1 protein-coding gene (only partly in view) is annotated in these 18,323 nt (G+C 62.9%); it reads left to right on the forward strand.

What is annotated here, in order from left to right; genetic code table 11:
* A protein-coding gene (locus ENGE1_RS28385) for an Ig-like domain-containing protein (protein ID WP_064360604.1) crosses the window boundary here: on the forward strand, positions 1–18,323 show its 5' portion. It continues 14,998 nt past the right edge of the window; the window shows 18,323 of its 33,321 coding nt (coding positions 1–18,323); the start codon lies at positions 1–3; its stop codon lies off the right edge, out of view.

The following is an 18,323-nucleotide window of genomic DNA, read 5'->3' on the forward strand; positions in this document are numbered from 1 at the left end:
ATGAGTAACGTAAGAGTTGTTGAAGTCATTATTCGTAAAACGGCAGAAAAAACCGCGCTGCGCGGTGAGGGAAATATTTCTGTAGCGGTTTCTGCGCCCAGCGTTATTGAGATCCAGGGGTCTGCCCAGGATGTCGAACGCTATGTTCGTCAGGGTAAAGATCTCCTTATCTATATGAAAGACGGCAGCGTGATCCGCTGCAGCCATTATTTTGCCGAAGACCCTGAAGATAAGCTGCATTCAGAGCTGGTATTTAACGATCAACAACACTTAACACATATAACATTTGCTGAAACGGGCGACACCGCCGCGCTCGCCTCCGCCGAACTGACGCCGCAGGCCACGCCGATTGCCAGCATTCAGCCTTTCCTTGAGCAGGGCAACTCGCTGGACGATGCGCCGTGGGGCTGGATCGCCGGCGCCGCGCTCGGCGGCGGCGCCATCGGCGCGCTGCTGGCCCACGATGGCGGCGGCGGACATAAAACCCGCACCGAAGTGATCGACAACACCCGCGACGTTGAGAGCGCCAGGCCAACCTTCGTGGTCAGCGACAATCAGGGCGATAAGCAGGGCGTACTAGCCGCGAAAGAGGTGACTGACGATAAAACGCCCACCTTCAGCGGCACCGGCCAGCCGGGCGCGACTATTCAGATCAAAGACAGTAGCGGCACTACGGTTGCCAGCGCCCAGGTCGATAAAGACGGCAAATGGTCGGTCACGCTCTCCCCGCAAAACGACGGGGAGTACACCTGGTCAGTGGTGCAGATTGACGGTACAAAAGTCACGCCTGCGGGCGATATTACGCTGACTATCTCATCTGCAACGGCTGCGATCGCCCTGGATACCACCGGCGGGGACAATATCATCAATGCCGATGAGCAGGGCAAAGGCTTTACCATTTCGGGTACCAGCAGCCATCTCCCGGAAGGCACCGCGCTGACCGTTACGCTGAACGGCAAAACCTATGCGGCGAAAGTGGGCGCGGACGGCAAGTGGAACGTCGCTATCTCCGCAGCCGATGCGAAAGCGCTCGGCGACGGCGCCTGGACGATTTCGGTGAGCGGAAAAGACGCTACCGGTAATACGGTTACCGGCAGCCAGGTGCTGCAGGTGGATACCCATGCGCCGATCGTCTCCGTCGATCCGGTGACCAAAGATAACATTGTCAACGCCGCCGAGCACGGCGCCGATCTGATCGTTACGGGTAAAACGACGGCAGAACCGGGTCAGAAGGTTACCGTCACCCTCAATGGTAAAAACTATACCGCTACCGTCGGCACCGACGGCAACTGGTCGGTGACCGTTGGCGCGGCCGACGTGAAGAACCTGGCGGACGGTAACCAAAACATTAGCGTCAGCATCAGCGATAAGGCCGGTAACGCGGGCTCGGCGAAAGCGGACTTTACCGTCGATACCGCCGTTCCCGCGGTGACCGTGGATAAAGTCACCGGCGACGACATCATTAACGGCAGCGAGCGCGGCCAGGTCCTGATCGTGACCGGCGAAGCGAAAAATGCCGGTGCCGGCGATGTGGTGACGCTGACCCTCAACGGTAAAAACTACACCGCCGTTGTCGATGCCCAGGGCAAATGGAGCGTGGGCATTTCCAAAGAGGACATGGCTGCGCTGGATGACGGCGCGCATACCGTTACGGTTAGCGTGACGGATAAAGCGGGCAATACCGGCAGCGTCAATCATGAGATCGCCGTTGACGCCACGCCGCCCGGCCTCACCATTGATAAGATTGCCGAAGACGGCGTGATTAACAGCGCGGAGAAAGGGCAGGATCTGACCATCAGCGGAACCGCGGTCGGGCTTGAAAAAGATGCCATCGTCACGGTTACGCTGAACGGCAAAACCTACCAGGCGAAAGTCGACGAAAACGGCAGTTGGAGCACCACGGTGCCGGCGGACGACGTTCAGGCGTTAGGGGATAAAGAGTACCTGGTAACCGCAACCGCCGCCGATCCGGCAGGCAATATCGGCAGCGCCTCCCATAGTGTTAACGTTGATACCGTGTCGCCGACGGTCCTTATCGATCGCATTGCCGGTGATGATGTGATTAACGCCGCTGAAGCTGAAGTCGGGCAGGAGATCCGCGGGCGCGTCATCAATGCGGAAGCGGGCGATCGCGTGATCGTTGTCCTCGGTGATAAAGAGTACGCGACAACGGTTCAGCCGGATCTGAGCTGGAGCGTGAACGTTCCGGCCGGGGATCTGACGGCGTTAGGCAACGGCCCGCTCACCGTTACCGCAACCGTCACTGACAGTTACGGCAACCGCGGCGGCGATGAGCGTCATTTCGCCATCGACGCCAATATTCCGGGCCTGCGCATCAATACCATCGCCGGCGATGATGTCATTAACAGCCTCGAACACGGTCAGGACCTTATCGTTACCGGCACCAGCAGCGGCCTGAAGGCGGGCGCTTCCGTCACCGTGAGCATTAACGGCAAAGATTACGCGGCGACGGTACTGGCCGACGGCAGCTGGAGCGCGGCGATATCCAGAGAGGATGTCGGGGAGCTGGCCGCAGGCGTCGTGAACGTCAGCGCGTCCGGCACCAGCGAAGCAGGCAACCCGGTTCATACCGATCGCCCCGTTACCGTCAATCTGGCAGACGTTGCCATCACCATCGACAGCGTGACCGATGACAATGTGCTCAACGCGGTGGAAAAGGGCCAGTCTCTGCTCCTCTCCGGCTCGACGGCTAACGTCGAAGCGGGCCAGGAGGTGACGGTTGTGCTCGGCGGTAAAACCTATACCGCAACCGTTGACGCCGACGGCAGCTGGCACCTGACGGTACCGGAGGTCGACGTGGCCGCGCTGAAAGACGGCAGCGTGAACGTACAGGCAAGCGTTGAAAACGGCGTCGGCAACGGCGCCTCTGCAGGCTGCGACTTCCGCGTTGATACCGTGGCGCCTACGCTGACGATTGACCCGGTCAGCGGCGATAATATGCTCAACGCCGCAGAGGCGTCTCAACCCCTTATCATCAGCGGCACCAGCTCGGCGGAGGCCGGGCAGGTGGTGAATGTGACCTTCAACGGCCGCGATTACACCGCTACCGTCGGCAGCGACGGCCGCTGGTCGCTGGAAGTTCCGGCGTCAGGCCTTGCCGGTATGGACAACGGCCCGGCGCAGGTCGCGGCGTCCGTGTCTGACCGCGCGGGTAACCCGACAAGCGCCGGCAGCTCTGTGCTGGTGGATACCGCCGTGCCGCAGATAACCATTAATACCATCGCCGGTGACGATATCATCAACAGCGCTGAACACGATCAGGCGCTGCTTATCGCGGGTAAAGCCAGCGGCGCGGAAGCGGGCGATGCGGTGAAAATCACCCTCAACGGTCGCGAATACCTCACCGTGCTGGACGCAAACGGCAACTGGAGCATCGGCGTTCCGGCGGCAGACGTGAAGGCGCTGGCCGAACAGCCGCATACCGTTACGGTGACGGTAACCGATAAAGCGGGTAACGCAAACAGCCTCAGCCACGATGTGACCGTCAATCTGGCGCAGCCGACGCTGACTATTAATACCGTCTCCGGCGATGACGTTATCAACAGCGCTGAGAAGGGCGAAAACCTGATCGTCAGCGGGACCGCCAGCGGCGTGAAGGCGGGGACCGACGTCAGCATCACGCTGAACGGTAACACCTACCACGCGACCGTCGGGGATAACGGCACCTGGAGCACCGCCGTTCCGGCAAATGATGTAAAAGCGCTGGGCGAAGCGCGCTATGACATTCGCGCTTCCGTCACCGACGGCGCCGGTAACAGCGGCAGCGCCTCTCATCCGGTGATCGTGGATGCTACGCTTCCTGCGGTAACGATTGAGCGCATTTCCGGCGACGATGTTGTCAACGCCGCGGAGGTCGCTGCTGGCCTGAATATCGGCGGCCGCGTCATCAATGCCCAGCCGGGCAACACCGTAACCGTCACTATTGCGGGCAGGGAGTACAAGGCGACGGTAGAGTCCGACCTGAGCTGGACGATCAACGTGCCGGCAGGGGATCTGAAGGCGCTGGGCAACGGTCCGCTGACCGCGATTGCCACCGTCACCAACGGTCACGGTAACACCGGCGGCGGCGAGCGCGACTTCAGCATTAACGCGAATATGCCGGGCCTGCGCATCAATACCGTGGCCGGCGACGATGTCATCAACTGCATCGAGCACGGCCAGGATCTGATCGTCAGCGGCAGCAGCAGCGGCCTGAAGGCGGGCGCTGCGGTGACCGTGACCCTCAACGGCAAAGACTACGCGGCGACGGTGCTGGCAGACGGCACCTGGCGTGCGGCGGTACCGAAGGACGACGTCGGCGAGCTGGCGGCGGGCGCGGTGAAGGTCACCGCCACCGGCACCAGCGAGGCGGGTAATCCGATAAGCGTCGATCGTATCGCGCGGGTTGACCTGTCAGAGGTGGCCATCAGCATCGACACTATCACCGAGGATAACGTCCTCAACGCGGCGGAAAAAGGCCAGGATCTGGCGCTCTCCGGTACGACCTCCGGCGTTGAGTCGGGTCAGAAGGTCACCATTGCCTTCGGCGATAAGATTTACACCGCGGTTGTTAATAACGGCAGCTGGTCCTGCACCGTGTCGGCCGCCGATCTGGCGGGCCAGCGCGACGGCAGCGCCAGCCTGCAGGTGAGCGTCAGCAATGTAAACGGCAACAGCGCCTCGGCGAGCCACGACTATCTCGTGGATACTACTGCCCCGGCGGTCACCATTGACGTTATCAGCAGCGACAACATGCTGAACGCGCAAGAAGCGGGCCAGCCGCTGACCATCAGCGGGACCAGCACGGCGGAGGTGGGCCAGCAGGTGAACGTCACCTTTAACGGCCATGACTATCCCGCCGTTGTCGGCGCAGACGGTTGCTGGACGCTGGACGTTCCGGCGGCAGATATGGCCGGCATTCAGGATGGTCCGGCGCGGATAACCGCAGAGGTTACCGATCGGGCGGGCAACCCGGCCCGCACCGATACCTCTGTTACGGTGGATATCACCGTTCCGCAGATCACCATTGATACGGTCTCCGGCGACGACATCATTAACAGCGCAGAGCACAATCAGGCGCTGCTTATCACCGGTAAAGCCGCCGGGGCGGCGGCGGGCGATAGGGTCACCGTGACCCTCAACGGCCATGACTACCTGACCGTGCTGGACGCCAGCGGCAACTGGAGCATTGGCGTCCCGGCGGCCGACGTGAAGGCGCTGGGCGAACAGACTCACGATATTATCGTGACGGTGACTGATAGAGCGGGCAACAGCAGCGAAGGCAAGCACGATATCTCCGTCAATCTGGCGCAGCCTGAACTGACCATTAACACCATTGCCGGTGACGACATCATTAACAGTACCGAGAAGGGCCAGGATCTGATCCTCAGCGGTACGGCGACCGGCGTGAAGCCGGGTACCGAGGTCAGCGTGACGCTGAACGGTAAAACCTACCACGCCACGGTCGAGGACAACGGCAGCTGGCACACCACCGTCCCGGCGGCGGACGTCGGCGCGCTCGGCGAAGCGCGCTATGAAGTGGTCGCCAGCGTTACCGATGCCGCTGGCAACAGCGGTAATACAACCCATACCGCTATCGTCGACTCCCGGGCTCCGGCAGTGGTGATTGACCGCATCGCCGGCGATGATGTTATCAACGCGGCAGAAGCGGCGGCGGGTCAGAACATCAGCGGCCGGGTCATTAACGCCGAGGTGGGCAATACCGTTACAGTCACCATTGCCGGTAAAGAGTACATCACCACGGTTCAGCCGGGCCTGAGCTGGACGATTAACGTGCCGGCAGGGGATCTGAAAGCGCTGGGCAACGGTCCGCTGACCATCACCGCCACCGTGACCAACGGCCATCAGAACAGCGGCGGCGGCGAGCGCGACTTTACGATCAGCGCCGGGATGCCGGGCGTGCGTATTGATACTATCGCCGGTGACGATGTCATTAACCGCATTGAGCACGGTCAGGATCTGATCGTTACCGGCAGCAGCGACGGCCTGAAGGCGGGCGCTGCGGTGACCGTCACCCTCAACGGTAAAGACTATGCGGCAACGGTGCTGGCAGACGGTACCTGGCGCGCGGCGGTGCCCAAAGCCGACGTCGGCGAACTGGCGGCGGGCGCGGTGAAGGTGACCGTGTCCGGCACCAGCGAAGCGGGCAACCCGGTTCAGGTCGATCGTATTGCGCGGGTGGATCTGGCAGAAGTGGCCATCAGCATTGACAACGTCACCCAGGATAACGTCCTCAACGCGGCGGAGCGTGGCGAGAACCTGATCCTGTCCGGCAGTACCGCCGGCGTGGAGTCGGGTCAGAAGGTCACCATTGCCTTCGGCGAAAAGATTTACACCGCAGTTGTTAATAACGGCAGCTGGTCCTGCACCGTTCCGGCCGCCGATCTGGCGGGCCAGCGCGACGGCAGCGCCAGCCTGCAGGTCAGCGTCAGCAACGCCAACGGCAACGGCGCCTCGGCGGGCCACGACTACCGCGTCGATACCCTTCCGCCGGCCATCAGCATCGACGTTATCAGCGGCGACAATATGCTGAACGCCGCAGAAGCGGGCCAGCCGCTGACCATTAGCGGCACCAGCACGGCGGAGGCGGGCCAGAAGGTGATCGTCACCTTTAACGGCCGCGACTATCCCGCGACGGTGGGTAGCGACGGCACCTGGTCGCTGGAGGTGCCGGCGGCAGATATGGCGGGTATTGCCAATGCGCCGGCGCAGATTGTAGCGACCGTTTCCGACCGGGCGGGCAACCCGTCCTCTGCCGGAACGTCTATCGTGGTCGATACCGTCGTGCCGGAGGTGACCATTAATACGGTTGCCGGTGACGACATCATTAACAGCGCCGAGCATAGCGAAGCAATGCTGATTACCGGCTCCGCCACCGGCGCAGAGGCGGGTGACAAGGTGACCGTGACCCTCAACGGTCACAGCTACATCACCGTCCTCGATGCCAACGGCAGCTGGAGCATCGGCGTCCCGGCGGCCGACGTGAAGGCGCTGGGCGAACAGACTCACGATATTATCGTGACCGTAACCGATAAAGCGGGCAACAGCAGCGAAGGCAAGCACAATGTGACCGTTAATCTGGCGCAGCCTGAGCTGACCATTAATACCGTTGCCGGTGACGACATCATTAACAGCGTCGAGAAGGGTCAGGATCTGATCCTCAGCGGTACGGCGACCGGCGTGAAGCCGGGTACCGAGGTCAGCGTGACGCTGAACGGTAAAACCTACCACGCCACGGTTGAGGCCAACGGCGTATGGCACGCCACCGTCCCGGCGGCGGATGTTGGCGCGCTGGGCGAAGCGCGCTATGACGTGACCGCCAGCGTCACCGACGGCGCCGGTAACAGCGGCAGCACCGCTCATCCGGTGATCGTTGACGCCACGCTGCCTGCGGTCATCGTTGACCGTATTGCCGGCGATGACGTCATTAACAACGCCGAAGCGGCGGCGGGCCAGAATATCAGCGGCCGCGTCGTCAATGCGCAGGCGGGTAACACCGTGACCGTGACTATTGCCGGAAAAGAGTATACCGCTATTGTGCAGCCGGATCTGAGCTGGACCGTCAGTGTCTCCACCGGCGATCTCAACGCGCTGGGCAACGGTCCGCTGACCATCACCGCCACCGTCACTAACGACCGCGGCAATACCGGCGGCGGCGAGCGCGACTTTACCATCAGCACTAATATGCCGGGCCTGCGTATCGATACCGTGGCCGGCGACGATGTCATTAACAGTATTGAGCACGGCCAGGATCTGATCGTCAGCGGCACCAGCAGCGGTCTGCAGGCGGGTTCTGCGGTGACCGTCACCCTCAACGGCAACGATTACGCGGCGACGGTGCTGGCAGACGGCACCTGGCGCGCGGCGGTGCCTAAGGCCGACGTCGGCGAGCTGGCGGGGGGTGCAGTGAAAGTCACCGCCTCCGGCACCAGCGAGGCGGGCGATCCGGTTCAGGTCGATCGTATTGCGCAGGTCGATCTGTCAGAAGTGGCGATCAGCATCGATAACGTCACGGACGATAACGTCCTCAACGCGGCGGAGCGTGGCGAGAGCCTGATCCTGTCCGGCAGCACCGCCGGCGTGGAGTCCGGTCAGAAGGTTACCATTGCCTTCGGTGATAAGATTTACACTGCGGTTGTTAATAACGGCAGCTGGTCCTGCACCGTTCCGGCCGCCGATCTGGCGGGCCAGCGCGACGGCAGCGCCAGCCTGCAGGTGAGCGTCAGCAACGCCAACGGCAACAGCGCCTCGGCGAGCCACGACTACCGCGTGGATACCGCTGCTCCGGCGGTCACCATTGACGTTATCAGCGGCGACAACATGCTGAACGCGCAAGAAGCGGGCCAGCCGCTGACCCTCAGCGGCACCAGCACGGCGGAGGTGGGCCAGCAGGTGAACGTCACCTTTAACGGTCACGACTATACCGCGACGGTGGGTAGCGACGGCCGCTGGACGCTGGAGGTGCCTAAGGAGGATATGGCCGGTATTGCCGACGGCAGAGCGTCGATTACCGCGACGGTTACCGATCGGGCGGGCAACCCGGCCAGCGGCGATAGCGCGATACTGGTAGATACCACCGTACCGGCAGTGACCATCAATAAGGTGGCCGGTGACGACATCATTAACAGCGCCGAGCACGGGCAGGCGCTGCTGGTGACCGGCTCCGCCACCGGCGCGCAGGCGGGCGACAAAGTGACCGTGACCCTCAACGGCCATGATTACGTCACCGTGCTGGATGCGAACGGCAGTTGGAGCATTGGCGTACCGGCCTCCGATGTCGGGGCGCTGGCGGGGACGGATTACACCATCACCGCCTCGGTGACCGATAGAGCGGGCAACAGCAGCGAAGGCCAGCGCGACATCGCGGTCAATCTGGCGCAGCCTGAGCTGACCATTGACACCATTGCCGGTGACGACATCATTAACAGTACCGAGAAGGGCCAGGATCTGATCCTCAGCGGTACGGCGACCGGCGTGAAGCCGGGCACCGAGGTCAGCGTGACGCTGAACGGGCAAACCTACTCCGCGACCGTAGGGGCCGACGGAACCTGGCACGCGAGGGTCCCGGAGAGTGACGTCGCCGCGCTGGGCGAAGCGGGCTACACCGTCGTGGCTTCGGTCATCGACAGCGCGGGTAACGGCAGTAGCGCCGACCGCGGCGTGCTGGTCGACAGCGCCCTGCCGGGCGTTATCATCAATACCGTTGCCGGTGACGACATCATCAACACCGCCGAATCGAAAGCCGCGCTGGATATCAGCGGCCGCGTATTTAACGCCGCCGCGGGCGATACCGTCACCGTCACCGTTGGCAACAACACCTATAAGACGACGGTTGAACCGGGTCTGACCTGGAAAGTGACCGTGCCTGCGGCAGATATGGACGGCCTGACCACCGGTAAGCTGGACGTGTCGGCTACCGTCACCAACGGCCACGGTAACACCGGCGCAGGCGTGCGCGATGTGGCGATCAATCTCGACCAGCCGACGCTGAGTCTCGATCCGGTTACGGGCGATAACATCATCAACCTCAGCGAGCACGGCCAGGATCTGATCCTCACCGGCACCAGCAGCGGCCTGAAGCCGGGCGCGGCGGTAACGGTGACGGTGAACGGCATCGATCACGAGGCGCGGGTACTGGCAGACGGCACCTGGAGCGTCAACGTGCCGAAGGCGGAAGTGGAGGCGCTGGCCGGCGATTCGGTCAGCGTTAAGGTTTCCGGCACCAGCGAGGCGGGTAACCCGGTTGATATCGACCGCGATATCACCCTCGATCTGAGCCCGATCTCCATCAGCGTGGATCCGGTGACGGACGATAACGTGCTGAACGCCGCCGAGAAAGGGGCGTCGGTTGAGATTTCCGGTAAGACCACCGGCGTGGAGGCCGGTCGGGAGGTCACCCTTACGCTCGGCGACAAGACCTATACGGCGGTCGTTCAGGCCGACGGCAGCTGGAAGACCAGCATTGATGCGGGCGATCTGAAGGACGGCGATGCCACCTTCAGCGTCAGCGTAGAAACCAGCAGCAATAACGAAGCGCACGCGTCGTGGACCTTCACCGTCGATACGACGGCGCCGACGCTGACCATCGATCCGATCGCTGCCGATAACATGCTGAACGCGGCAGAAGCGGGCCAGCCGCTGACCCTTAGCGGCACCAGCAGCGCCGAAGCCGGGCAGACGGTGAATGTGACCTTTAACGGCCACGATTACACCGCCACGGTTGGTACGAACGGCCGCTGGACGCTGCAGGTTCCGGCAGATGATATGAAGGGCATTGCCAACGGCGACGCGCCGGTTACCGCGACGGTCACCGACCGCGCGGGCAACCCGGCGAACGCGGGCGTATCGGTGCTGGTGGATACCGCCGTACCGGAAGTGACCATCAATAAGGTGGCCGGCGACGACATCATCAACAGCGCCGAGCACGGCCAGGCGCTGCTGGTGACCGGCTCTGCGACCAATGCGCAGGCGGGCGATAAGGTGACCGTGACCCTCAACGGCCACGATTACGTCACCGTGCTGGATGCGAACGGCGGCTGGAGCGTCGGCGTACCGGCCTCCGACGTTGCCGCGCTGGCAGACGCGGATTACACCATTACCGCCGCGGTGACCGATAAGGCGGGCAACAGCAATCACGCTGACCGCGATATTGCGGTCGATCTGGCGAAGCCGGTGCTGACCATCGATACCGTCGCCGGTGACGATGTGATCAACAGCGCGGAGAAAGGCGGGGCGCTGACCCTCAGCGGCACCGCGACGGGCGTGGCAGCGGGCGCTGACGTCAGCGTGACGCTGAACGGCAATACGTACCACGCTACCGTTGAAGCGAACGGCACGTGGAGCCTGGCGGTTTCGGTCGCCGATGTGGCGGCGCTGGGTGAAGCCGGCTACCGGATCGTCGCCTCCGTCACGGGCAGCAGCGGAAATGAAGGCAGCGTCGGCCGCGACGTGCTGGTCGACAGCGCCCTGCCGGGCGTTATCATCAACGCCGTCGCCGGTGACGATGTCATTAATACCGCCGAATCGAAAGCCGATCTGGATATCAGCGGCCGCGTAATTAACGCCGCCGAGGGCGATATCGTGACCGTGAAAGTCGGCGCCAACACCTATACCACCACGGTCGAGCCGGGCCTGACCTGGAAAGTGACCGTGCCTGCGGCAGATATGGACGGCCTGACCACCGGCAAGCTCGACGTGGCGGCCACCGTCATCAACGGCCACGGCAACACCGGTGCAGGCGTGCGCGAGGTGGCGGTCAATCTCGACCAGCCGACGCTGAGCCTCGATCCGGTTACCGGCGATAACATCATCAACCTCAGCGAACACGGCCAGGATCTGATCCTCACCGGCACCAGCAGCGGCCTGATGCCGGGCGCGGCGGTAACGGTGACGGTGAACGGCATCGATCACGAGGCGCGGGTGCTGGCAGACGGCACCTGGAGCGTCACCGTGCCGAAGGCGGAAGTGGAGGCGCTGACCGGCGACTCCGTCAGCGTTAAGGTTTCCGGCACCAGCGAGGCGGATAACCCGGTTGAAACCGGGCGCGATATCACCCTCGATCTGAGCCCGATCTCCATCAGCGTGGATCCGGTGACGGACGATAACGTGCTGAACGCCGCCGAGAAAGGGGCGCCAGTTGCGATCTCCGGTAAGACCACCGGCGTGGAGGCCGGTCAGGAGGTCACCCTTACGCTGGGCGACAAGACCTATACCGCAGTCGTTCAGGCCGACGGCAGCTGGAAGACTAACATTGATGCGGGCGATCTGAAGGACGGCGATGCCACCTTCAGCGTCAGCGTCGAAAACCAGAGCGGCAACGGCGCGGACGGTTCGCACACCTTCGCCGTCGATACGACGGCGCCGACGCTGACCATCGATCCGATCGCTGCCGATAACATGCTGAACGCGGCAGAAGCGGGCCAGCCGCTGACCATTAGCGGTACCAGCAGTGCCGAATCCGGGCAGACGGTGAACGTGACCTTTAACGGCCGCGACTACCCCGCCGAGGTTGGCGCGAACGGCCGCTGGACGCTGCAGGTTCCGGCAGATGATATGAAGGGCATTGCCAACGGCGACGCAGCGGTTACCGCGACGGTCACCGACCGCGCGGGCAACCCGGCGAACGCGGGCGCGTCGGTGCTGGTGGATACCGCGGTGCCGGAGGTGACCATCAATAAGGTGGCCGTCGACGACATCATCAACGGCGCCGAGCACGGCCAGCCGCTGCTGGTGACCGGCTCTGCGACCAATGCGCAGGCGGGCGACAAGGTGACCGTGACCCTCAACGGCCGCGACTACGTCACCGTGCTGGACGCGAACGGCAACTGGAGCATCGGCGTACCGGCCTCCGATGTTGCCGCGCTGGCAGACGCGGATTACACCCTTACCGCCGCGGTGACCGATAAGGCGGGCAACAGCAATCACGCCGATCGCGGCATCAGCGTCGATCTGACCAGGCCGGAGCTGACCATCGACACCGTTGCCGGTGACGATATCATCAACAGCATCGAGAAAGGCCAGGATCTGCATCTTACCGGTGCCGCGCCAGATCTGGCGGCGGGCAGCAGCGTTAGCGTGACGCTGAACGGTAAAACCTACCAGGGTGAGGTAGCTGCCGACGGTACCTGGAGTGCGACGGTGCCGGCGGCCGACGTCAGGGCGCTGGGCGAAGCGCGCTATGAGGTTACCGTCTCTGCGCAGAGCGAGGCAGGGAACACCGGCAGCGCTGGCCATGAGGTGATTGTCGACACCCGGCTGCCGACGGTCATTATCGAGCGTATTGCCGGTGATGATGTGATTAACCGCGCCGAAGTTGATGCGGGCCAGACAATCAGCGGCCGCGTGGCGAATGCTGAAGCGGGCAATACCGTCACCGTGACCATCGCCGGTAAAGAGTACACCACGACGGTACAGTCGGATCTGAGCTGGAGCGTCAACGTACCGAACACCGATCTGGAGGCGCTGGGCAACGGCCCGCTGAGCGTTACCGCCACCGTGATGAACGGTCACGGTAATACCGGCAGCGGCGAGCGAAACTTCACTATCGACGCTAACCTGCCGGGTATGCGTATTGATATCGTGGCCGGCGATGATGTCATCAACGGCATTGAACACGCCCGGGATCTGATCGTGACCGGCAGCAGCGACGGCCTGAAGGCGGGCTCTGCGGTTAACGTCACTATCAACGGTAAGGACTACCCGGCAACGGTACTGGAGGACGGCACCTGGCGCGCGGCGGTACCGAAGGCCGACGTCGGTGAACTGGCCGAAGGCGCGGTGAAAGTCACCGTTTCCGGTACGAATGAGGCGGGCAATTCGATGCACGTCGACCGCATTGTACGCGTCGATCTCTCCGAGGTCGCTATCAGCATTAATAGCGTCACGGAAGATAACGTGCTCAACGCCGCCGAGAAGGGGCAGGATCTGATCCTTTCCGGCTCGACCTCCGGAGTAGAAGAGGGGCGCGAAGTCACTATCTCCTTCGGCGATAAGATTTACACGGCGACCGTCGGCGCAGACCACAGCTGGAGCTACACGGTACCGGCGCCAGACCTGGCGGGCCAGCGCGACGGCAGCGCCAGCCTGCAGGTGAGCGTCACCAACGTGAACGGCAACGGCGCGTCGGCGGGCCACGACTACCGCGTGGATACCCTGGCCCCGGCGATTACCATTGACGCTATCAGCGGCGACAACATGCTGAACGCGGCAGAAGCGGGCCAGCCGCTGACCATTAGCGGCACCAGCAGTGCCGAAGCCGGGCAGAAGGTCACCGTGACCTTTAACGGCCGCGACTACCCCGCCGAGGTTGGCGCGAATGGCCGCTGGACGCTGGAGGTTCCGGCTGACGATATGAAGGGCATTGCCAACGGCGATGCGCAGGTCACTGCGACGGTCAGCGACCGGGCGGGCAACCCGACAAATGCAGGCGCATCCGTGCTGGTTGATACCACCGTGCCGCAGATTACCTTCGATAAGGTTGCCGTTGACGATGTGATCAACAGCGCCGAACACGGCCAGGCGGTGATGATCACCGGTAACGTCGCCGGCGCCGCGCCGGGCGACATTATTCAGATCGCGCTGAACGGCGTCACCTACAGCGCGACGGTGAAAGGCGACGGGAGCTGGAGCGTGGGCGTACCGGCAGGCGACGTCCGGGCGCTGGCCGAAACGGGCCATACCATCACGGCATCGATCACCGACAGGGCGGGCAACAGCAGCAGCAATACCCACAGCGTCACCGTTAACCTGGAGAAACCGGTACTGACCATTGATCCTATCTCCGGCGATGATGTTATCAACAGCACCGAGAAAGGTCAGGAGCTGCACCTGAGCGGCAAGGTCACCGGCGTGGCTGAAGGGGCTGACGTTACCGTCAATCTCAACGGCAAGAGCTACACGGGCAAAGTCGGCGCCGGCGGCATCTGGACCGCAACGATACCGGCTGCCGATGTCCAGGCGCTGGGCGAAGCGCGCTATGAGGTGAGCGTTTCCGCGAGCAGCAACGTGGGCAACACCGGTGGCGAGAGCCGCACGGTGATGGTTGACTCCGCGCTGCCGGCGGTCATCGTCGATCGCATTGCCGGCGATGATGTGATTAATGCGGCGGAAATTGCCTCTGGCCAGAACATCAGCGGCCGGGTGATTAACGCGGAGGCGGGCAATACCGTCACCGTGACCATCGCGGGTAAAGCGTATACCGCGACGGTACAGTCGGATCTGAGCTGGACGGTTAACGTTTCTGCTGAGGATCTGCAGGCGCTGGGCAACGGGCCGATGAAGGTCACTGCCAGCGTAACTAATAACAATAACAACACCGGCGGCGGCGAGCGCGAGTTCACCATCGACGCTAACCTGCCGGGGATCCGCATCGATACCGTGGCCGGTGACGATGTGATTAACGGCATCGAGCACGGCCAGGCTCTTATCATTACCGGCAGCAGCGACGGCCTGAAGGCCGGCGCCGCGGTCACCGTGACCCTCAACGGTAAGGACTACGCGGCAACGGTACTGGCTGACGGTACCTGGAGCGCGGCGGTGCCGCAGGCGGACGTTGGCGAGCTGGCGGCAGGCGCGGTGAAAGTTACCGTTGCCGGTACCAATGAGGCGGGCAACCCGATGCACGTCGATCGCATTGTGAAGGTCGATCTCTCGGACGTCGCCATCAGCATCAATAGCGTGACGGCGGACAACGTGCTCAACGCGGCGGAAAAACTGCTGCCGCTTGAGCTGACGGGCACCACCACTAACGTCGAAGCGGGCCAGACGGTAACTATCGCGTTTGGCGGCAAGATTTATACCACGACCGTTGGCGCAGACGGCGGCTGGACCTGCTCCGTACCGGCCGGTGACCTGACGGGCCTGCGCGACGGCAGCGCCAGCGTCCAGGTCAGCGTGGCGAACGTTCACGGCAACGGCGCCTCGGCGGGCCGCGGCTACGTGGTCGACACGCTGGCGCCGACGATAACGATTGATACCGTTGCCGGCGATAACACCATCAACGTGGCCGAAGCGGGCAAAGGCGTGGTGATTAGCGGTACCACGACGGCAGAGGCCGGTCAGGAGCTGACCGTCTCCTTTAACAATCACGACTACAAGGCGACGGTGGGCGCCGATGGCCGCTGGACGGTCACCGCGCCTGCGGGCGATCTTAAGGATCTGGCCAGCGGCGCTGACAGCATTACCGTTAGCGTCTCTGATAGGGCGGGCAACGCCGCAGCGGCCGACCGCGCCGTGACGGTAGATGTCGACGTACCGAAAGTGACCATTAACACCATCGCCGGTGATGATGTGATCAACAGCACCGAGCACCAGCAGCCGCAGATTATTACCGGTTCGGCAACCGGTGCGGCGGCGGGTGATAAGGTGACCCTGACCATCGGCGGCCAGCAGTTCACGACGGTACTGGATGGCAACCTCAACTGGAGCATCGGCGTTCCGGCGAACGTCATTTCCGGGCTGCACGACGGTAAGAACATCCCGGTTACCGTCAGCGTGACCGACGCCGCGGGCAATACCGGGGAAAGCACGCATCCGATTGAAGTGAGCAGCGCCATTGCCTCGCTGGACTTCCAGGCTATCTCCGGCGACAACATCCTTAATGCCACCGAGAAAGGCGAGCCGCTGGTGATTAACGGCACCAGCGCAAACCTGGCGGAAGGCACCACCGTCACCGTGACCTTCAATAACCGGACCTACACGGCAACAACCGCTGCGGACGGCAGCTGGTCGCTGACCGTCTCTCCTGCCGATCTGGCGACGCTCGGCGAGGCGAACTACGTTCTGACCGCGACGGCGGAAAACAGCATCGGCAACCGCGTTGACGCCCGGTCCAGCCTGGTGGTTGATACCGCCTCGCCGTACGTCATCATCAACAGCATTGCCGGTGATGATGTCATCAATACCGCTGAAGCCGCCCAGTCGCAAACTATCGGCGGGCGGGTGGTTAATGCGGTGGCCGGCAACACCGTCACCGTCACCATTGCCGGTAAAGAGTATACGACCACGGTGCAGCCGGATCTGACCTGGAGCGTGAGCGTGCCGTCTTCCGACTGGACCTCGCTCGGCGACGGCCGCCTGAACGTGACGGCAAGCGTCACCAATACCCAGGGCAATACCGGCGGCGGCGAGCGCGGCATCACCATTGATGCCCATCTGCCGGGTCTGCGTATTGATACGGTTGCCGGGGACGATGTGATTAACCGCCTCGAGCGCGGCCAGGATCTGGTCGTCACCGGCAGCAGCAGCGATCTGCAAGCGGGCTCTGTCGTTACCGTTACCCTTAATGGCAAAGACTACACGGCCACCGTGCTGGCAGACGGCACCTGGAGCGCCGTGGTACCGAAAGCCGACGTGGGCGTGCTCTCCGCGGGCGCGCTGAAGGTAACCGCTTCCGGCACCAGTGAAACGGGGAATACCGTGAGCGTTGATCACAACGTGAAGGTTGACCTGAGCAGCGTTGCTATCACTGTCGACAGCGTGACGGATGACAACGTGCTGAACGCGGCCGAGAAGAGCGAGCCGCTGACGCTGACCGGGCGCACCGGTAACGTGGAGGCGGGGCAGACCGTGACCGTGGCCTTCGGCGGTAAAGTTTATACCGCGACGGTGGCCGCAGACGGCACCTGGCGCTGCGAGGTGCCGGCAGCGGATCTGGCCTCGCTGAAAGAAGGCACCGACAGCGTGCAGGTCAGCGTCACTAACGCGGCGGGCAACGGCGCCTCGGCGGGCCACGACTATCGCGTCGATACCGTGGCGCCGACCATTACCGTCGATAGCGTCACCGCGGATAACGTAATCAACAGCAATGAGGTGAAAACCGGCGTTACGATTTCGGGCACCGCCACGGCGGAAGCCGGACAACTGGTGACCGTGACCTTCAACAATCACGACTATACCGCCCGCGTGGGCGCCGGCGGCCGCTGGTCGCTGGTGGTTCCCGGGGCGGATCTGAAGTCTCTCACCGACGGTACCGAGAACATTGTTGTTAAGGTTGCCGATAAGGCCGGTAACGAAGGACAGGCAGATAGCACCGTGGGCGTTGACGTTAGCGTGCCGAAAGTCACCATCAACACCATCGCCGGTGACGATATTATCAATATCGCCGAGCACCAGCAGTCGCAGATCGTCAGCGGTTCCGTCGCGTTTGCGGGCCCGGGCGCGAAGGTTACCGTTACCCTCAACGGCTACACCTATACCACGGCCGTGGATAACCAGGGCAACTGGAGCGTCGGCGTACCGGCCAACGTCATCGCCGCGCTGCACGACGGCACGACGACGGTGGCGGTCAGCGTTACCGATGCCGCGGGCAATACCGGCAGCGCAACCCGTCCGCTGGAGGTTAACAGCGGCCTGCCGTCGCTGGACTTCAACGCTATTGCCGAAGATAACGTGCTTAACGCCGTTGAGAAAGGCCAGGATCTGGTCATCAGCGGCACCAGCGCCAACCTCAAGGAAGGCACTGAGGTCACCGTCAACTTTAACGGCAAGGACTACACTGCCCATACGCTGGCGGACGGCAGCTGGACTCTCACCGTGGGCGCGGCGGATCTCGCCGCGCTGGGAGAGGCCACATACACCCTCAGGGCGACCGCCGTCAGCAGCATCGGCAACAGCGTCAGCACTAACGACTACCTGCAGGTCGATACGGCGTCACCGTACGTCATCATCGACAGGATCGCCGGTGATGACGTGGTTAACGTTGCCGAAGCGGCGATGGATCAGGTTATTACCGGTCGCGTGGTTAACGCGGCGGCGGACGATATCGTCACCGTTACCATTGGCGCCGTCGAGTACACGGCCGTCGT

The organism is Pluralibacter gergoviae ATCC 33028 = NBRC 105706 (genome assembly GCF_001598855.1).
Lineage (GTDB): Bacteria > Pseudomonadota > Gammaproteobacteria > Enterobacterales > Enterobacteriaceae > Pluralibacter > Pluralibacter gergoviae.